This window comes from Paenibacillus pabuli NBRC 13638 (assembly GCF_001514495.1).
GTDB lineage: Bacteria > Bacillota > Bacilli > Paenibacillales > Paenibacillaceae > Paenibacillus > Paenibacillus pabuli.
The window spans coordinates 55323-73820 of record NZ_BCNM01000013.1; the positions used below are offsets into that span (position 1 = coordinate 55323).

Sequence of the window (18498 nt, forward strand, 5' to 3'; positions counted from 1 at the left end):
AAAGTAGGTTATCATCCATATTAGGATACCGTCACTGGAAAGTATAATAGAAAAGTTCAATAGACCCATTCAAGAATTAAATGAATGGATCTGTTGGATGCTCTATTTTGACAGTAACGATTACTGCATTTGAACGGACATGAACACATCCACCTCATCTTCACGGTCCAAAACAAACCCAAATCGTTCATACAAACGCCGAGCCGGACTGCCCTGCAATACATTTAAAATGACACGCTTTCCCTGAACCTCATCCCGTTTCAGCAGCATGTCTAGCACCTGGGTGCCTATTTGTCGACCCTGATAATCGGGATGGATATAGAAATGTTCCAGGAGAATCTCCTCCGACTTGGGCTTCAACGCTACACACCCCACCAATACACCCTTGACCTCAATAATCCACGTATACTCAGGGTCAAATGTATTACGGAAACGTTCACGAACCTTCACCTCATCGTACCTTCCCAGCCTGTCTAGATCATCATACAGAACCAGAGCTCGCAACTCAGCGAGATGCTCCTGATCTGCCTGCTTGGATTGACGCATGGTTATTTGGATCATTGGAAAGACTCCTTTTCCAGATTAGTGTAATTGGATTTGAGCTGCCTACGTTGCATCGTCCGCATCCTCTTCTTCTATACACCTCTGAATAAATTCAAACAACCCCGCTGCTTCAACCGATCGATGTCCCCAATCATGCCAAAAGTACAACACCTGTCCCACGGTTCCAGAACTTGATGGGTCTGTGTCCAGACATAGATAATCTCCGCCACCATTGGCAGCAATCGGAATCCATTTGCAGTTCCACAGCACAGGCTTAATGGCATCATCTTCAATCTCGGGCTCGATCTCGTCCGGGTCGAATTCTTCCTGCAAAAATGCCCAGTTCTCCTTCACCTGATCCAGAGGAGACAATGTCAGGTTACGAACAAAGGAATGTACGCCAATATTCCAGGCCTGTCCGTTATGGACACGATACAGAGCCTTCATCTCTTCAGGCAATGTCACGCCAAGTTCGTTTTCTAGGGACCGGAAATCTTCATCGTTCGCACCAGGTTGAAGATTGAGCGCTACCTCAACATCGGCATTTGCGCCCATCCCTTTTGCAATAATACGCTGCCACAGCAGCGCTGCTTGCTCGATCATTCTACATCCTCCTTCTTGTGTGCTTTATTGGTTCTTCAACAGTACGATAACCGGCCTGAAAAATACAAGGGAGCTTGTGCTTATCTTCCTATACAGCTTGTTCAGCAAAGCAAAAAGCACTGCCCAACAGAAATCTTCCGTTATGGACAATGCCTGATACACGAGTGCTTTGTAAGGAGAGACCCTCTCGATCCGCGATACGGATTACATCTCTTTCAGAATACCTTTAACCAGTCCGATGAAGGTTGTTTTCACTTTTGCCGCAACTTCAATCACTTCATCATGACTTAACGGCTGGTCTAGAATACCACAGGCCATATTGGTCAGACAGGAAATGCCCAGTACCTTCATACCGCCATGAATGGCTACAATCGCCTCAGGTACCGTCGACATGCCCACTGCATCCGCGCCCATCGTACGAATCATGCGAATCTCTGCTGGAGTCTCATACGCCGGACCGCTCCACCAAGCATATACACCTTCCTGCAAACTAACATTCTGCTCCTCCGCAACCTGCCTAGCGATACTGCGCAACTCACGGTTGTATACCTGTGACACATCCGGGAAACGCACGCCCAGCTCGGCATTATTCGGCCCCATTAGCGGATTATTGCCTACCAGATTGATATGATCGGTAATCAGCATAAGCTGTCCGGGTTCGAAGCTGGTATTGATCGCTCCACAGGCATTGGTAATGATTAACTGCTCTACGCCCAGTGCTTTCATAATCCGTACCGGGAAAGTAACTTCATCCAGAGTAAATCCTTCATAATAATGAAGGCGTCCTTTCATGGCTACGACTGTCTTGCCCATCAGCTCTCCGATGACCAATTCGTTGGCATGACCAATAGCCTCGGATTGAGCAAAATAGGGAATGTCCGTATATGGAATGATGGTAGCATTCTCGATCTCGTCCGCGAGTGCTCCCAGCCCTGATCCCAGAATCATGCCCACGACAGGCTTTGCGTTAATCCGGTTTAATATGTAATCTCTGGCTTCCTGAATATGTGCGGACTGATGCATGAATATATTCCTCCTGATAAACTGAATTTGGATTTTATGTAGTTACTCTATACCAAGTGTAATGAACATTAGTGATCATGTAAATGGAAGCCTGACAAAGATGGGTTTTGCCTCTCTACCGAAGCCGGTTAAGGTTTGAGCCCGCACTGTAACACCTCGAAATATTCTCTCAATAATTCATTAAAATTTGGTTTCGGATCATATGAAAAGTTCCCCCTGCCTTCGTACTTGACTATTCTTCGTATTATCCATCCTTCAACTGTACACAAAAAACCGATCCTCTGTCGAGAATCGGTCCCATTCTTAAATACGGACAGGTATTTTTCATCGGCATGTAAAGATAAGCTGGCTTATTGCTGCTCCAGCGAATGCTGATTTTTGCTTTTCATAAAATCCATCCCCATGCTCAGCAGCAGCATCAGTGCAGCGAACATCATGGATTTGGCAATCGTTCTTTCGGGAAAAATAATATAGGCAGCTGCAAAATTGCCTGCGAAAACAAATAGGTAATTGCGGATGTGATCCATCTTCTCATCTCATTTCGGAATCAAATGTTGAACTCACTTTAACCTATATCTCTACCTTATCATATTTTTCCATATTAATCCATAACACAGCTTTTCTCACGATTTACCCAGAGCAAGAAATGTCACATACAACAAAAAAAATCGGCCACCTTGTGACCGATTTTCTTCTTATGATTTATACTCCACACTGCACTCTGCACTTCCTTGTGGATTACTCCTTCACACTACCCAGTTGCAAACCGTGGACGAAGTATTTTTGCAGAAACGGATAGACAATCAGTATTGGCAGAGCCGCTACGATCGTAATAGCTGCCCGGATGGACACTGGCGTAACCATGTTACGCGCCGCCCCAATATCTGCACCGTTGGCAACTGCCGCGCTGCTGTTGGAATTCATGGACGAAGACAGCAGCTTCATCAATTCGTATTGCAATGTGCTCAAATTTTGCTTGGAGGAAGCATACAGGAACGTATCGAACCATGAATTCCACTGCCCCACAGCGACGAACAGCGCCACAGTTGCCAGCACAGGCTGACACAGCGGCAGAATGATGGATATGAACGTTCTGAAATCGCCTGCCCCGTCAATTTTGGCCGATTCGATCAGCCCCTCGGGGAGCGTCTGAATATAGGTACGGATAACAATCATGTTAAACGCACTAATCAGGCCGGGAATAATGTAGACGAGAAAGTTGTTAAGCAAATGTAGATCCTTCATCAAGAAATAGGTCGGAATCAGACCTGCACTGAAATACATCGTGAGCACAACGACAATCGTAATTGGCTTGCGAAGTATATAGTCTTTACGGCTTAGCGTATAGGCCAGCATGGAAGTCAGGAACAGGCTGAGGATTGTTCCCAGCACCGTTCTCGCCACAGAGATTCCGAAAGCCTGGAAAATGGTTCCTCCGGCAAATACGGCTCTGTAGTTCTGATCCGTCCACTCCCGCGGCCACAGGTAGATGCCTCCTCGAATCGTGTCATTTCCCGCATTAAAAGATATGGCAAGTGTATTCAGAAATGGATACAGGGTCACGACCGCAATAAAGATCATCAGTGCGCCGTTTAATGTATGGAAGACAATCGGCTCAAGCCGAGACTTGTTCATTCCCATCGATGTGTCCTCCTCATATTAATCGGTCCTCACCGAAACGTTTGGAAATCGAGTTGGCTGCAAATATTAGCGTAATACTAACGACCGTTTTGAAAATACCTGCAGCAGTAGCAAGAGAATAGTTACCAATCTGCAATCCGTATTTCAATACAAAGATGTCAATGGTCTGAGACCAGTCAACGACAACCCCGTTACCCAGCAGGTACTGGACTTCAAATCCAGCCTCCAGAATCCAGCCCATGTTCATGATCAGTAGAATAATGACAATGGACTTGATTCCCGGCAGTGTCACATACAGCATTTTCTTATACCTGTTGGCTCCATCAATCTCAGCTGCTTCATAGAGCGAGGGATCGATCGATGTAATGGCGGCCAGATAAATAATGGCATTCCAGCCTACCTCTTTCCATACATGCGATGCACCGACAATTCCCCAGAAGTATTCCGGGACACTGAGCCACATGATGGGTTCCTGAATTAGTCCCAGCTTCATCAAAACCACGTTGACAATCCCGCCGTCTACGGATAATGAACTTGCCACAATCCCTGTTACGATGATCCATGACAAAAAGTGGGGTAAATACGAAATCGTTTGAACCGTCCGTTTATAGAACTTGTTTTTGATCTCATTAAGGAGAATCGCAAAAATAATAGCCGTTACAAATCCAAGTACCATGTTAATTACACTCATGGCAATCGTGTTGCGAAGCACGTTCAGAAACGCGTCGTCCGTAAGCAGAAATTTGAAGTGCTTAAGTCCGACCCATTCCTGCTGCGCGAAGCTCTTCGCCGGACTATAATTCTGAAAGGCCATCACCCAGCCCCATATTGGATAATACGAAAATACCAGAATGTACGCGACAATGGGCAGAGACATGAACATCAATTGCTTCTGACTTCGTAAACGCTTTAAAAAAGGCGTCTTGGCAACGATGGTTGGAGCGGATTGATCTTGTATGGCTCCTGGCGTGTTTGCCATCCTTCACTCCTCCTATTAACATACAGCGGCCGTTTGCATGGAAACCTTGGAAGGCTCCGAATGGAGTTTATTCACTCCATCCGTGCCTCCCAGGGGAACATCCACTGCCGCATTTTTTTATTTTTCTACAGTCCAGTTCTGAATCCGCCATTGCAGCTGCTCGTTAATCCGTTCTTCATAAGCCTTCACGTTAATTTTCTTGTAAGCGTCCACATATTCGTTCCAGATCGAATCGAATTCATTCGATTTCGACATGATTGCTCTAGGCAAGAACTTCAGGGAAGTATCGGTCATTTGTTTGTTCGCTACCGAAGCATCCGAACCTTCCTTCAGATCCACCTGCCACGCTGGATAGTACACTGGATTCTCAGGCGCAGGAGAGAAGAAGTCACTCCATGTTTTGTATCCATAAGCATCCAACAATTCTTTATCCTCTGGCTTCAAGCTGTCATAGAATTCTTCAGGCTGATTTGTTGCTCCGATCGCATTGCCATCTTCGAAGGTTCCTTCCATTTTCGGTGCCGCGCCGTAGAAGCCTTCCGCCTTGTTAGCCAGCTTCCATGCCGGATCTTCCTGCTGTGTACGCTGCTCTGGTGTACGATAGAATCTTCCTTCATCATTGACCATGTAATCTACGCCTTCTTCACCCCAGGACAGAAGCTTCTGATACTTCTCATCCATAAGCTTATCCAGGAACTTGATGATCGCTACCGGGTCCTCGGCGTCTTTACTGATACCAAAGCCGTTATTCAGGTTGATGACCGGTCGGTCAAGGTAGTGATCTTTGATACTTGTATCGTATACAAGCGGGAATCCTACGTATGTTTGACTGATTTTACCTTGGGCTACGAGCGGGTCCTCACCTTGCTGGAAATTCCAGTGCTGGTCGAACATGCCGACGACGCGTCCCGAAGAAATTTTAGCCAGATACTGATCATAGTTTTGAACAAAGGCTTCCTTATCCAGCAAACCTTCATTATAGAGATTATTCAGTTCTTTATAGTACTGTTTGGAGATATCCTTATCGGCAAATACGGTTGCGACGCCTTTGTCATCTACCACGACGCCGCCATCATTCGGATGACCTGTCAGATGCTCCGGTGGATTAAGCAACGGGAAGGTTCTCCAGTCGGAAGCAAGTGTGGTAAAGCCAATGGTTGGTTGACCATCTTCCGTAGTTGGATGCTTTGCAGTATAATCGCGAATTAGCTTCATATAATCATCCAGGGTCTTAGGTGTTGGATAGCCTGCCTCTTTCAGAACTGACTTCTGAATCCAGAAAGCAGGACCAGAGTAATAGTTGCTGATAAATTCTCCGGTGTACACGCCGTAGTTCGGCAACCAGTAGATATGTCCATCACTGGAATCTTTCATCCGTTCCCAGTCTTTTGCAAAATGCTTCTTCAGGTTAGGTGCATGCTGCTCAATCAGATCTTCCAGCGGAATAACCGCTCCGGCTGAGACAAGCTTCGTATCGGCTGTAATCAGATCCGGGAAATCTCCGCCAGCAATCATAACGCCCAGCTTTTGTTGCAGGTCTCCTACCAGGAACTCCATGTTCAATTTGACACCCAGTTCCTCCTCAATCTTTTTGTATATCCGGTTGTCTTGAGTAGGTGCCTGATTCGGTGTACCGATAAAAGCCGAGATGTTTAATACTTCTTTGCCGTCGGGTGTAGTCGTTTTGGCGCTGTCTCCGCTACATCCGGCCAATGCTAAACTAAAGGCCAGAACGAGTGAAACGGAACCCCAAAGTTTCTTTTTCTTCAATCCCCCCATGTATTGCCCCTCCTTGGAAGTGGTTTGCCTTACTGCTCTTATTATGAATAAATGTATGCGGTTTCAAAATAAACAGATTTAAGCTCCTCCCCCCCTTTTTTTCATAATATGGAAACGTAAGAGTCGAACAACAAAGCCATTGTTCCTTTACGTGACAGACTGCTGTCGGTATTCTGCCGGTTTCATCCCCAACCTCTTCTCAAATTGCTTCAGGAAATACTGATAACTCCTGTAACCCACCTCTTCTGCAATAGCACAGGAAGTCTGCTCTGTCTCCCGAAGCAGCTTCTTCGCTTCTTCCATTCGCAGATCATGCACAACATCCAATACACCCTTGCCATATTTGCGCGTGAACGACTGCCCTAGATGCACGGGATTGATATAAAATTGCTCGGCCAGCTCCCTGATCGTAAACGTCTCTTTATAATGACTGCGCAGATATTCGGCCACCATCGCCTGGGTTCCTCCAACCTGCTTTTGCCGAAGTTTCATCACAGCCGATTGACACTTCAGACAGAATTCCTCCAGCATGCTGGCCGACTCTTCAATGTTTCGATGTTGCCTTCGGCTCATCTGAAGTGCGGATTCCTGAATCAGCGTATTGGGTTCCCCCCCTAGCTCCTTACAAAGAGCTAAAGCTCGAAACAGGATTTGGGTCGAAAAAATGTCGATTAGTTCCGGTGCAGCCATGTCCTGCTTGAACCTGTTGAACGCCCTCCGAACAGAGACCGAGAGTTCCTCAGTCGAACCATTCTCCAACTGCTCCATAATATCGTCGGCCTCCATTAGTGTTCCAGGATCAAACAGCAGTGGCTGCTCCTCTATATCCTCGGCGAACATGACACTGCTCTCGCTGAAAAACAGGAAACGACCCGCCTCTACTGCTGAACTGTAGGATACGGGCAATTCATCCAGCTCATGGACGGGCAGACCTACTGCTATCTTCACTTCAGCAGAGTCCTCCTTCTGTACACTCGCAAGAGCCTCCTCGGCGAAAGCTCGAAGTGAGCTTGTCACCCCGGTTGCTTCGGAATGAGCTTCGCCCCATACGATACCACAGGTCGTCCGTCCACTATCGATCAGATAACAGCAGCTTTCTTTCTCTGCTATTTGCTGCAGGACAGAACGGGCATGACTTGAAGCTTCCCCTTCAAACATGATCTGTACGTATGTCCACTGATTCGCTCTTTCTGACATCTCGGAAATGAGCCATGTTTTCTCCTGACCATCAGTCAGTTCCGTCCCCATAACCAGCTCCGTTAAAATTCGTCTGATTTGATGTTCTTTCGCCTGTTCACGAATCCGTTCGAGCGTTTCCCTTTCCTGTAGTTCTTGTCTTAATCGCTCCAGCATATCATCAGCTTCCGGTCCAACAACCGGTTTGGTCAAATAATTGGATACTCCCAGACGGATTGCCTGTCTGGCATAATTAAAGTCGCTGTAACCGCTTGTAATGACAAATAACGTGGAATCATGTCCCCGACGACGTGCTTCTTCAATCAATTCCAACCCACTCATGACTGGCATCCGAATGTCCGTAACAACCAGATCAGGTTGCGCTGTGCAAATGACATCAATGGCTTCTTCACCATTGGCACATACGCCTCCGATCTCGAACCCGTGCTTTTGCCAATCAATCAATAATTGGAGCCCCTCGATGGCAAATGGCTCATCATCCACCAGCAATACTTTGTACATGTCTGCACCTCCTATTCTTTCAATTCAAGCCTGGCGTAAGGAATATGGTACCCTGCATCCGTTCCAGTCCCTGCTTCACTATTAATCGTAAAGTTCACATCCCCTGCATAAAAAAGCTCCAATCGCCGATAAACATTACGTAGTCCCACATGCCCTCCATCCAATGGCTGGTCGGAACGCATGTCTCTTAGCAGCTGAGTCAGCTTGCCTTCATCCATGCCAATGCCATTGTCAATTACACGAACATCCAAACCTGACTCGCTTAGTTTGGCCGTCACTTTAATCAGTCGCCCGGCTTTACGGGCCTGCAATCCATGCTTGCATGCGTTTTCGACCAGAGGCTGAATGCTCATCCGAGGTATACGCAAAGTCGTTGCTTCCGGATCAATATCGAAGGTATAGTCAAACAGCTCTCCGAAGCGAAATTTCTCAATTTGCAAATAAAGGGTAGTAAACTGGAGCTCTTCCTGAAGAGGAATCAGATTATCTGAACGGCTGAGCAGCTGTCTCATCAGCAAGGACAGGCTTTTAATAATCTCGATGACTTCCGTATATCCATTCTTCGTACTTACGACGAGCAGGGCATTGAGTGTATTAAACAAAAAGTGCGGATTCATCTGGCTTTGAAGCATGGATAATTCCGTTCTTACCCGATCCAGTTCCAGATCCTTTTGCCGGATTTCCAATTTGTACACGTCGTTGATCAACGAATGAATCATGCCAATCATCATGTTGAATGTACGAATCAGCCCTCCAATCTCATCCCGCCCCTCATGAATATCAATGAGATCAAACCGTTCGTTGCGCACCTTCTCCATATGTCTTGCCAGTTTTCGAACCCGGTAATGGTAGGACCGCAGAATGATGTAAATGAGCACGGAAGGCACAACGATACTGATAGCGAGCAGACCCAAAATGGAATTACGCGCTTCCTCCAACAGCTGGTCCAAATGTCTTGTATCTGCAACTCCAATCAGTTTCCAGCCTTTCAGATAGGCCAGGTTGCCGAGTGATTTCTCTATCATGTATTCAGATTTTGTGTTATCTCCAGTCATCGGCATATCGACCAATGCACCCGAGTTCCCTTCGGTTATGTCACCGCTGGAAACTACGGTACGATTCGTGCCGTCGACCAGACGAAGCTGGAGACTATCTGTCTCTCGATTCAGAATGCTGTACACGCGACTGACTTCGAGATCAATCTTGGAATATTTCGCGTAGTTGGCATACGAATCGTAGGTATCCATTTTGCCAATGACACTGATTCGTGTGCCCGGATTAAATCCGGACGTTTCGTTATAATCGACAACCATGATGCCGCCGCTGGTTTTCTCCAACTGTTTAAGGCCGGGAAGCGAAGTGGCCCCTTGATCCATTACGATGTAATGACTGCCCGTCTGAATCGTCTGGTTATCCGTATAGATTCGTACCTCCAAAATATTGGCAGACATATAACGAGTTAGTTTGTCGCGCAAAAATCCATGATACTCATTGTAATAATCCACAGGAGAACGGTAGGTCCGATCCAATGCTTCATACAACGAATCATCTGCTGCAATCATTCGGCTGAGTGCAACACTCTCATCGATCATGCCCAACAGCTCACCCGCTGCCCGCTCCATGGACTTGCGTAAATTTTCTTGTTCCCGAACCTTAATGTCGGCAGAGGTACGTTGGTAAAAGAAGAGATTAATCGTAATGACAGGAAGAAGGATGCTCAGCACATAAATCAGCAAAAATTTGGATCGCAGAGGTATGTCATTTACTTTATGGAACATCCAGATTTTTTTACGCACATGATCACCCTTACATTTTGTTTTTATACACGGATGGAAGTTCGCCTGTAAACGCTTTAAATTTGTGGGTGAAATACTCGGCATCATGATATCCCAGTTCGGATGCAATGTCCGAAATTTTCATATTGGTCCGTCGCAGCAGCCTGCGTGCCTCTTCAATACGTATCCGGTGCACATATTCGCTGAAACTAACCCCTGTTTCCCGCTTGAATTGTTGGCCCAGATAAGCCGAGTTCACGTGAATATGCTGTGCTACTTCCTGCAATGTGACTTTATTCCGATAATGCCGCTTCAAGTAATCAATGGCCTCGGTAACCAGGCCTCTTGAACCGGCGTCTGAAGATGGAGACAAAACATTGGCTATACGAATGAAGAGTTGTTTCAACGTACCTGATGACCACCCATCGGTTTCATGCCATCCTTTCTCACGAAGCAATACCATCGCCTCATCATTTCCACAATACTTTCCAAGCAGTTCACCATGAATGTACCGGACTACGTTTGGAACCCATCCAACGTCAGACTTACTCTTCTTATATAACATGTTATCTACGGCTGCGGCGATTTCGGTTATATCACCCGCTTCAATCCAGGCCAGGATTTGTTCGGAAAGGGTCGTCATATGCTCAAGATCATACTCCTCTATCTTCCCTAGATCTGCAGGACCGAAGAAACTCTCTTCCGCTGTAATGAGGCCAGCAACCTGTCTTTTCTCTTCTTTGCGTTTGTCCAGTGGTCCGATCAGTTCTAATAACACCTGATGTATTTCCTCAGTAACCAGGGGTTTCAACACGTACTCATCCACCCGGTAGCGTATCGCCTCTTGGGCATAAGCAAAATCCGAATACCCGCTGACAATAATAACTTTGGCGGTGTGCGCCAACTCTTCCCGCATGGTGCGAATCAGGCCCAATCCATCGAGAACAGGCATTTGGATATCGGTTACCACAAGATCCGGCTCCACAGTACCAATCAGGGCGAGCGCTTCTTCTCCATCCGTTGCCGTTCCGCAAAGCTCATAACCGCAGGCATGCCAGTCAATCATTGTCTTCCAGCCTTCCAGCATGAACGGTTCATCGTCTGCCACAATAACCTTGTACATGGATTCACCCGCCATTCCCTGTTTTTTTTTCTCAGTATGGCATCAAGTAGCAAAACCGACAATAAATTTATATTTTTTAGAGATTTGAACGACTCTGATCGACATGTCCTCTGCAAAAGACGGTCCTCCAGAGCGAGCATCCAAGACTCTCCAGCTTCACATCATGAACGATCCAAAAAGCCCTACTTGCAATCCACTCTAATGGGCAGCTGCAAGTAAGGCGTATGATATCCGATGGAACTACAGTTGCTACCCCTTTATGATTCTCCAGAACGATTCCTTCGGCTGTAGGTGCTGATCAAACACAAAAGGCCAGTTTTTACGTCCACGCACCGGGAAATGGTCCAGCCAAGTATAGTTGTCTGCCGCACCCCAGAATGTCACGGACGTAATCGAGGATTCATATTCACGGAACAGTTGGAAAATCTCTTCAAAACGTCGCTCCTGCAGCTCTGCCATTTCCGCAGTTGGAGCTGTCAGATCCGTTCGACGGTCATCAAATTGGAATACGGACAAATCCAGCTCCGTAATATGCAGCTGCACATTCAATGAAGCATAACGTTCAATGGCGAGCCGGATTTCTTCTATTGAAGGTCCATGGATATTCCAATGACCCTGCATGCCTATTCCATGAACGGGTGCCCCCTTCTCCAGTAAAGACCGGACCAAGTTGTAAATTTTCTCGCGTTTGATCGGATCGGTTTCATTGTAATCATTGTAGAAAAGCAGTGCCTCGGCATCTGCCTCATGAGCCATCTGAAACGCCTGTAGCAGGTAAACTTCACCCAACAGCTGAAGCCATGGAGTATCGCGCATTACAAGATCCGACTTGTCTTCAATCGCTTCGTTTACAACATCCCAGGCATAAATCTGTCCTTTATAACGGCCTACCACTGTGTCGATGTGCTCCTTCAGCCTGGACAAAAGCAGCTCTCTGGAAGCCGGAGCACCTGAAGCATTCTGGAATACCCATTCCGGCGTCTGATTATGCCAGACCAGTGTATGTCCGCGAACCCCTATTCCTTTCCCTACGGCAAAATCAACGATTTCATCCGCAGCCTCGAACGTATAACGCCCCTCTTCCGGTTGAAGCTCCTCGAATTTCATCTGGTTCTCTGCCGTAATGCTGTTATAATGTTTGGCGATAAACTCCCCTTCGGCATGCAGAAGTTTTGTATGTACGGCTGCACCTATTTTGAATTTATTATCAAAAGCAGCATGTAGAGACGGGATTTCTGTTGGCATATCTGCTTCCCCCTCACAGGTTTTTCCTAATGATACCGCTCAATGAATGCGCTTACTATGAACAAATTAAACCTTTTACCCCCTGATATTTTACTATTTTCATCCATTTCTATCCCAAGCATGACAAAACACCTCCGCAATCCGTCTCTGAAGACAACAGTGCAATGTACCTCGGAGGTGCTTTGTATGGATGATGAAAAGGAATGATTATGGAATGTGAAAATGTTAAAGCTTGTCCACCTGGAGCAATGTCACCGGCTTCACGGTACATGCTGAACTGACCTGTTCCTCAGACAAAATGTTCAGCTTGATCAGGCTTTTCAGCTTATGACTGTCCACTTTGGACAGCAGCCGCCAGATGTCGGGATCGGGAAGAGAAGCGTACAGCTTCTGATCATCATATTCTTTGCGGTGCTGAAGCACCGTTTTTACGGCGTATCCGCCAACTTGCAACTCATAGACGCCCTGCTTCTCACAATAACCGACAATCTCGTCCCGTAACACAGTTAAACGTTGTTCAATTTCTTTTTGCTGCTGCTTCAGTTCAAAATAGGTTTGCACCTTCTGTTCCATACCTATCACGCTCCTCTATACCATAGGTATGCAACGAAGGACAGTTTAAGACAACGCTACAGCAGTTCATCATTTAAATATGAATTATTGCCAATAATCTTTTTAATCCGCTGTATCACACCCGGGCCCATAGGTACATCAGCCACTCTCTTTAAAAGAATCCAGCGCAAACAAGCCATCGCTTCAAAAATCTCTGCATCGTCCGCTGTATATTCCGTCATACTCTTGAATTGAGCATTGTACATCTTACCGTTACGTTCCCCTGCATAGATCGTCATCAAAAAAATGGACCACGCCAGATCGTACCTCGGGTCGCCCAGCTGCCCATTCGTCCAATCAATAACGGTGTATTGGTCATCTGCCTCCAGGACATTTCCCAAGTTGTAATCACCATGGATCAACTTATCCTGCCTATATTCAATTTGTTGAAGCAGGCTTGTCAGGATCTGATGGATGTCCTCATGGATGTCGATCGAGGGAAAGAAGTATGGAATGAAATCATATTGGGGTATGAAGTCTGAATCCACGTTCTCCGTACCATTCACCTCATAACCATGGACTTGAATTAATAGTCGGGCCAAATGCTCCAGTTTGGTTTTGCTTAACTTGGCTATAGGCTCCCCATCATAACTCGTTAACAGAACCTGATTCTGGTCCACGTCCATTCCCCAACCGTATGGTTTGGAGACTTGTATTCCACTTTCGTAAAGTTCAGATAAAAGCTCATACTGGTTCTGAATGTTGGGTTTGGAGTCATTGTTCCATATCTTTAACACACAAGAATGATCGGCGCATTCTACTTTCACAACGTCCGCTTCCAGCCCTGGTGACAGGGGGAGCATCTGATATGGCTTTCCCAACAGGCAGCGAATCTCTTCGTCCAACTCGACCCAACGGATGCTTTCCAACGTTCTCATTTTGCCCGCCCCTTCTCTGTAAAATAGAACTTCGCATTGAAAACTGCATGGATATTTACAATAATTTATCAAAAACCTTCTGCCATTTTTTCTCTTCATATCCGATCGCTGTATAGAACCGATGTGCAGCTTCCCTTTTTCCGCTTGATCGCACCCTTATTTTGTTAAACCCGTTTTTCCGTGCCCATTGCTCACATTGATGCATAATCTCCCTACCAATTCCCATTCCTTGATAATTCTCATCCACAACTAAGCCACCAATCTCGGCAAAAGAGGCACTCTCCACGGAATGTCTTCCCTGCACGTGGCCCCATCCCACAACAAGGGAATCGATCTCAGCTACGCAAATATAATGATCGGTCATTGAGCTTAGTCGATTCAACCTTTCGCTGATCTCTTCTGTGGTACTGGTGTAACCCAGTTGATGGGATAAATGGCTCATCGTCTCGCCATCCGCAAGCCTAGCTTCTCTGCAATGAATCATAATGTCTCCTTTTCCCCCGGGTTGTCAGGAGCAATAAGTCCTTTCCCAATGAAATTGGCAGACACGGGCTTCTTGTCCAGTTCTCTGGACCATACCGATAATTGTCCCATATGGTGAATCTCATGAGCAATCACGTGACGCATCACTTCTCCCCACGACTCCTTGACTAGGGTATGATCCAATTCAGGATCGATATAGGGTCTCTTTTCCATGCTGGGACTCCAGGAAAGAACAAATGACTCCACATCCGGTCGCAGTTTGCGTTCGAACTGTCGTACAGCTTCCAGTGTTTTATAGTCTTCAAAGTTCTCCATACAATCCGGTTTGCCCTGCAATAATTGAAGCCAACTCCACTCTACATCTATGATATGAAAAAGCGTTTGCAATATATTGCCTACTCCGCCTGTTCGAGGCCGGAGCAGCTCTTCCAGCGATACATCCTCACACCACTGAAACCATTGATCACGCACGATCCAGTTATACCGAAAGAAAGATTCCATTTAGCCATTCTCCTTTTCTATATCATGTATTTTAAGTGTTTTAATCAGTTCCATATTGGCAAAAGTCTTGTCCGAATGTTCAAGATCTCCGTAGATCCCGCTAATCTGATCAAAACCTGATTTGGTCCAAAATCGTAGTGCAGGCCAATTTTTGAGTGCTACGTTGATTCTGATTTCCTTATAACCAAGCTCCGAGAATAATCGGGTTAACGCTTGAATCACTTCCTGTCCATAACCTTGTTTCTGGGTTTTGCTTTGGATATACAAAAATTCGAGATAAACAGAATCCTCCATGGGGAAACCATGATACAGGCTTAACAGGCCTATATTTTTGTTTTGCTGCCTCGTACAGATGGTCTGAATTCGGTAGTTCTCCAGTTTCCCCCCAGGAGGAAGATTCCCTTCTTCAAAGCACGTCCTCACATAATCCGGCTCATGATCTCGTCCGTCCCATTCCTGCACATAGTTACTCGTATCAACAATGGATTGGATATCGAAAATCTCAGATTCTTTCAAATCGGAAATGAAGAGTCGGTCTGAATTCCACTCTGCTGGGATCTGTTTCATGTCAGCACCTCCGATCTATTCGTGCTTTCTATCATAACCCATGATATGGTAAAAACAAAAGAGCCGCGATCATCGCAGCTCCCTACTCTTTTGGCGTCGTTATTCTCTTCTTTACATAGAGTAAAACGTGAATTCCAGCGTATATAAACAGGACATTAAACAGATAAAGAAGAGCATTCACATATACATTGGAAAGGAACCAGATCGTATCATCAGGTTTCTTATAGTGATAATCAGTGAAAAATCGTAAAGGAAAACCATACTCTGTTCGTAAAGGCCCTTCCGTATAGGCTGTTCCTGGAATAAAGATCACAGCTAACACAGCAAGCCAAGCTGAAAGATTAAATATTCTTTTATTAAACGTCAATTCATCTCATCCATTCATTACATTTTCGGTATCCACCACATTCGCAAACATGCTCAGGACCGAATTGTGATGTTCTATAATCTGATCAGCTTGAAGAATGTTGGAATTCCATGTGCTGTGAGCATCACGAACCAAGGTTACTGCATAGCCAAGGCTACTTGCCCTGCGACAAGTCGTATCCACGCATATCTCCGTCTGCATGCCAGTCAGAATAAGATCCGTCACTCCGTTTTCTTGCAATTTCAGATTAAGATCGGTTTCGTGAAACGAATCAGGTGTCTGCTTTTCAATAATAAGGTCACCAGTGATCGGCGCAATGGACGGATGAATCGCCCAACCTGCCGTTCCACGCTCAAGGGGACTCCCTGCTCCTTCACTGTGCTGAATGTAGATAACGGAGTGACCTTTTTGCCGAGCCTTGGAAATGACGTATTGTATTCTCTGAAGCAATATGTCCCCCTGATATACGGGATCTGATTCATCGAACATGGCTACCTGAACATCGATGACAAGAAGTGCAGAGTGGGTTGGCATCTTATATTCCTCCTGAAAAATAATATTAAATCAGCACTTGTTATGACTACTTCTTCCGTTTTCGCACCTTTAACAAACGTTCCAATCCCATATCAATCAACACAAATATTATAGCAGCTAGGACGCCAAATAAGGTCAAAACAATCGACTCTTTAAAATTTAAAATCTCTTCTCCCGCGCCCATGAGCAAATAATAGATATACATCCCTAGAACTCCAGCACATGCATAACCCAGTATCCTTGTAATGAGATACAAAACATGATGAACGAATTGGATTCGGCTCAACAGATAATCCAGCAATAACGATAATGGTAGCCCAATCAATGTGATCAGGGGAGTCGCATATACAAGATAAGCAATAATATAAAAATCAAAGCTGTAGGATTCATTCATGGATATGATACTTGCAACCAAGGTAAAACAAATGATCGTTAGAACAGTCGTCAGCAGCTTTCTTCCCATATTCATCCCACCACTCCCCCTGGTTAAAGATATAAAATGAAAGTTTTTAAACGTCAGATTTCCCCGGATGCCACCCGATTTCCTGAGACCATACATGAGCCTTCTCTAATATGCTCCACACCATCGGTCCTTTGCCTTCCACGTACTTTTGCCGCTGGTCCTGATATAATGCCATAAGTCTGTGCTTCTCTTCTGCGTATTTCGTTCGATCCTCTGGATGTTCCCTCAAATAATCTCTAAAAAGCAAGTTCATTTGCTCAGAGAAGCTCCCTGTTTGTCTTACGTGTATATGTGTTCTCCTGCTCCCGGGTACTTCACGAAAATATCGCTTGGTTTTATCCGGATTTTCTTCTCTGAATACGAATCCAACTGCTTCAATTTCGCGTTTATAGTTAGGCAGATCTTCGTAATTGAATACGGAAATTTGTATATCTATGATTGGCTTGGCATCCATTCCAACGATGGAAGTTGATCCGACATGATCGATCCGCACGGCCTTTTCTCCCAAAGCTTCTCTTAATGGCATCGCGGTTTCGAGGAACATGTGTCTCCAAGCAGGATTATATGCTGCAATTCTCCATTGATCTTCCATGTAGTCCTCCCTTCAATTTCATTACGTATAGTTTCTATCATCATTTCTCTGCATGATCTCTATAAACCAAGTGAGATGTTTCCTCTCCTGAAAGAAAACCTAATTTGGTATATAAATAGTCAGCCTTATTTCCTATAGTAACGAACAAACGAATGGTTGGAGAGAAACCGTCCAGATGAGAAATCGCCTTGTTTAACATATATCTTCCCAAACCCTGATTGCCATAGCCCGGTTTAACCGATATATCATACACAAGAGGCATATCCTCCCACATCGAAATCAAACAAAATCCAACGACCTCGTTCGTCTTTTTCTCTACTAAAACGGATGAAGCATTCAACAGCTCATCCTGACGGTTGTGTTCAAAATAATAACTCACGTCATTCCGATATGTATCCAGATTTCCTTCATCCATTCCTCCACGATATGATTCGTTCATGACTTGAACAATGCTTGGCAAATGCTCCAATTGGGGTTTAATAGGAATATAATCAGTATCGAGATCTTTTTCAATCTTCTCTGTTGGTCTAATCATACATTTCCTTGTGTTTAACACTTCGAAACCAGCCGACTTCAACACATCAATATGTTCAGCCAGAACATTGTAAGCATCTACCTTTGACTGATCCCCTGAATTTTGAATGGCATAATTCTTTAAGAAATGAACCATATCTACAGTCAACGTGGACGGAGGAATCATGAAAAAAGATCCGAGTTCACTGCTTGTCAAAGAAATCCCGCCCACTCGTTGAGTGTCTTGATAGATCCAATAGCAATCACTTGCGCTTAGCATCATTTCTTGAAGAGATCCCCAACTGGGCCTAAACCAGATATTCTTTCTATACGTTGCAAAGTACTTGGCATAGATAGTTTGATTCGCTGCGACTAACGAATATGAAGTATTATCACTCATTGCCTTCTCCCTCTCATTACAACTTAAACATCCTCAGTGGTTTATCCGAATATGATGTACTATGTATTCGATTCTCAGCATACAACTCATTCTTTGCTACGGCTATACAATATATAAACAAGTGCTGCTACACTTTTGTTTGAGAAATCACGAAATTTGACAAAAAAAGAGAAGGAACA

The 18498-nt window shown here is 45.3% G+C and carries 20 protein-coding genes; all 20 read right to left on the reverse strand.

Annotated elements, in window-relative coordinates; translation table 11 throughout:
- Positions 1-120 precede the first annotated feature (120 nt).
- The gene (locus tag PPA03S_RS18035) at positions 121-561 is read right to left on the reverse strand and encodes a GNAT family N-acetyltransferase (RefSeq protein WP_062324819.1); all 441 of its coding nucleotides are present in this window, start codon (positions 559-561) and stop codon (positions 121-123) included.
- 45 nt (positions 562-606) lie between these two features.
- Complete coding sequence (locus PPA03S_RS18040) at positions 607-1146, reverse strand: SMI1/KNR4 family protein (RefSeq protein ID WP_062324820.1); 540 nt, start codon at positions 1144-1146, stop codon at positions 607-609.
- A gap of 204 nt (positions 1147-1350) precedes the next feature.
- Positions 1351-2169 (reverse strand): purine-nucleoside phosphorylase, encoded by an 819-nt coding sequence (locus tag PPA03S_RS18045; protein WP_062324822.1) that lies wholly within the window; start codon positions 2167-2169, stop codon positions 1351-1353.
- 350 nt (positions 2170-2519) lie between these two features.
- The gene (locus tag PPA03S_RS32950; RefSeq protein ID WP_157284239.1) at positions 2520-2696 is read right to left on the reverse strand and encodes a hypothetical protein; all 177 of its coding nucleotides are present in this window, start codon (positions 2694-2696) and stop codon (positions 2520-2522) included.
- A gap of 211 nt (positions 2697-2907) precedes the next feature.
- A complete protein-coding gene (locus PPA03S_RS18050) occupies positions 2908-3810 on the reverse strand; it encodes a carbohydrate ABC transporter permease (RefSeq protein ID WP_062324824.1) in 903 nt (300 codons plus the stop codon).
- 13 nt (positions 3811-3823) lie between these two features.
- On the reverse strand, positions 3824-4789 hold the full coding sequence (locus tag PPA03S_RS18055; protein WP_157284241.1) for an ABC transporter permease: 966 nt from the start codon (positions 4787-4789) through the stop codon (positions 3824-3826).
- A gap of 117 nt (positions 4790-4906) precedes the next feature.
- On the reverse strand, positions 4907-6568 hold the full coding sequence (locus PPA03S_RS18060) for an ABC transporter substrate-binding protein (RefSeq protein WP_062324825.1): 1662 nt from the start codon (positions 6566-6568) through the stop codon (positions 4907-4909).
- Positions 6569-6715: 147 nt separating this feature from the next.
- A complete protein-coding gene (locus PPA03S_RS18065; RefSeq protein ID WP_062324827.1) occupies positions 6716-8266 on the reverse strand; it encodes a response regulator transcription factor in 1551 nt (516 codons plus the stop codon).
- An 11-nt stretch (positions 8267-8277) separates the two neighbouring features.
- The gene (locus PPA03S_RS18070; protein WP_062325098.1) at positions 8278-10044 is read right to left on the reverse strand and encodes a sensor histidine kinase; all 1767 of its coding nucleotides are present in this window, start codon (positions 10042-10044) and stop codon (positions 8278-8280) included.
- Positions 10045-10072: 28 nt separating this feature from the next.
- Positions 10073-11164, reverse strand: a complete 1092-nt coding sequence (locus PPA03S_RS18075; RefSeq protein WP_062324829.1) for a helix-turn-helix domain-containing protein — start codon at positions 11162-11164, stop codon at positions 10073-10075.
- A gap of 249 nt (positions 11165-11413) precedes the next feature.
- Positions 11414-12409 (reverse strand): endo-1,4-beta-xylanase, encoded by a 996-nt coding sequence (locus PPA03S_RS18080; RefSeq protein WP_062324830.1) that lies wholly within the window; start codon positions 12407-12409, stop codon positions 11414-11416.
- 225 nt (positions 12410-12634) lie between these two features.
- The gene (locus PPA03S_RS18085) at positions 12635-12982 is read right to left on the reverse strand and encodes a hypothetical protein (protein ID WP_062324832.1); all 348 of its coding nucleotides are present in this window, start codon (positions 12980-12982) and stop codon (positions 12635-12637) included.
- A gap of 56 nt (positions 12983-13038) precedes the next feature.
- Positions 13039-13899, reverse strand: coding sequence for an aminoglycoside phosphotransferase family protein (locus PPA03S_RS18090; protein ID WP_062324833.1), 861 nt, complete (start codon positions 13897-13899; stop codon positions 13039-13041).
- 55 nt (positions 13900-13954) lie between these two features.
- On the reverse strand, positions 13955-14383 hold the full coding sequence (locus PPA03S_RS18095; protein WP_062324835.1) for a GNAT family N-acetyltransferase: 429 nt from the start codon (positions 14381-14383) through the stop codon (positions 13955-13957).
- Positions 14380-14883, reverse strand: a complete 504-nt coding sequence (locus PPA03S_RS18100; RefSeq protein ID WP_062324837.1) for a DinB family protein — start codon at positions 14881-14883, stop codon at positions 14380-14382. Before PPA03S_RS18100 ends, PPA03S_RS18095 begins: the two co-directional genes overlap by 4 nt.
- A complete protein-coding gene (locus PPA03S_RS18105; RefSeq protein WP_062324840.1) occupies positions 14884-15450 on the reverse strand; it encodes a GNAT family N-acetyltransferase in 567 nt (188 codons plus the stop codon). It lies immediately after the preceding gene.
- A 373-nt stretch (positions 15451-15823) separates the two neighbouring features.
- Positions 15824-16351 carry a cysteine hydrolase family protein gene (locus tag PPA03S_RS18115; protein ID WP_062324844.1) on the reverse strand — a complete coding sequence of 176 codons (528 nt, stop codon included), beginning with the start codon at positions 16349-16351 and terminating at the stop codon, positions 15824-15826.
- Between the two features lie 46 nt (positions 16352-16397).
- Positions 16398-16820 carry a hypothetical protein gene (locus PPA03S_RS18120; protein WP_062324845.1) on the reverse strand — a complete coding sequence of 141 codons (423 nt, stop codon included), beginning with the start codon at positions 16818-16820 and terminating at the stop codon, positions 16398-16400.
- A gap of 40 nt (positions 16821-16860) precedes the next feature.
- Positions 16861-17406: a GrpB family protein gene (locus PPA03S_RS18125; RefSeq protein WP_062324847.1), complete on the reverse strand. Its 546-nt coding sequence runs from the start codon at positions 17404-17406 to the stop codon at positions 16861-16863.
- A 40-nt stretch (positions 17407-17446) separates the two neighbouring features.
- The gene (locus tag PPA03S_RS18130) at positions 17447-18319 is read right to left on the reverse strand and encodes a GNAT family N-acetyltransferase (protein ID WP_062324849.1); all 873 of its coding nucleotides are present in this window, start codon (positions 18317-18319) and stop codon (positions 17447-17449) included.
- Positions 18320-18498: the final 179 nt, after the last annotated feature.

Excerpts from the sequence above, each read along its gene's own strand:
- PPA03S_RS18045 (WP_062324822.1), bottom strand. The coding sequence starts at position 2,169 with ATGCATCAGTCCGCACATATTCAGGAAGCCAGAGATTACATATTAAAC.
- PPA03S_RS18085 (WP_062324832.1), bottom strand. The coding sequence starts at position 12,982 with ATGGAACAGAAGGTGCAAACCTATTTTGAACTGAAGCAGCAGCAAAAA.
- PPA03S_RS18115 (WP_062324844.1), bottom strand. The coding sequence starts at position 16,351 with ATGCCAACCCACTCTGCACTTCTTGTCATCGATGTTCAGGTAGCCATG.
- PPA03S_RS18090 (WP_062324833.1), bottom strand. The coding sequence starts at position 13,899 with ATGAGAACGTTGGAAAGCATCCGTTGGGTCGAGTTGGACGAAGAGATT.
- PPA03S_RS18065 (WP_062324827.1), bottom strand. The coding sequence starts at position 8,266 with ATGTACAAAGTATTGCTGGTGGATGATGAGCCATTTGCCATCGAGGGG.
- PPA03S_RS32950 (WP_157284239.1), bottom strand. The coding sequence starts at position 2,696 with ATGGATCACATCCGCAATTACCTATTTGTTTTCGCAGGCAATTTTGCA.
- PPA03S_RS18075 (WP_062324829.1), bottom strand. The coding sequence starts at position 11,164 with ATGTACAAGGTTATTGTGGCAGACGATGAACCGTTCATGCTGGAAGGC.
- PPA03S_RS18060 (WP_062324825.1), bottom strand. The coding sequence starts at position 6,568 with ATGGGGGGATTGAAGAAAAAGAAACTTTGGGGTTCCGTTTCACTCGTT.
- PPA03S_RS18125 (WP_062324847.1), bottom strand. The coding sequence starts at position 17,406 with ATGGAAGATCAATGGAGAATTGCAGCATATAATCCTGCTTGGAGACAC.
- PPA03S_RS18035 (WP_062324819.1), bottom strand. The coding sequence starts at position 561 with ATGATCCAAATAACCATGCGTCAATCCAAGCAGGCAGATCAGGAGCAT.
- PPA03S_RS18100 (WP_062324837.1), bottom strand. The coding sequence starts at position 14,883 with ATGGAATCTTTCTTTCGGTATAACTGGATCGTGCGTGATCAATGGTTT.
- PPA03S_RS18130 (WP_062324849.1), bottom strand. The coding sequence starts at position 18,319 with ATGAGTGATAATACTTCATATTCGTTAGTCGCAGCGAATCAAACTATC.
- PPA03S_RS18120 (WP_062324845.1), bottom strand. The coding sequence starts at position 16,820 with ATGAATATGGGAAGAAAGCTGCTGACGACTGTTCTAACGATCATTTGT.
- PPA03S_RS18055 (WP_157284241.1), bottom strand. The coding sequence starts at position 4,789 with ATGGCAAACACGCCAGGAGCCATACAAGATCAATCCGCTCCAACCATC.
- PPA03S_RS18070 (WP_062325098.1), bottom strand. The coding sequence starts at position 10,044 with ATGTTCCATAAAGTAAATGACATACCTCTGCGATCCAAATTTTTGCTG.
- PPA03S_RS18040 (WP_062324820.1), bottom strand. The coding sequence starts at position 1,146 with ATGATCGAGCAAGCAGCGCTGCTGTGGCAGCGTATTATTGCAAAAGGG.
- PPA03S_RS18095 (WP_062324835.1), bottom strand. The coding sequence starts at position 14,383 with ATGATTCATTGCAGAGAAGCTAGGCTTGCGGATGGCGAGACGATGAGC.
- PPA03S_RS18080 (WP_062324830.1), bottom strand. The coding sequence starts at position 12,409 with ATGCCAACAGAAATCCCGTCTCTACATGCTGCTTTTGATAATAAATTC.
- PPA03S_RS18105 (WP_062324840.1), bottom strand. The coding sequence starts at position 15,450 with ATGAAACAGATCCCAGCAGAGTGGAATTCAGACCGACTCTTCATTTCC.
- PPA03S_RS18050 (WP_062324824.1), bottom strand. The coding sequence starts at position 3,810 with ATGGGAATGAACAAGTCTCGGCTTGAGCCGATTGTCTTCCATACATTA.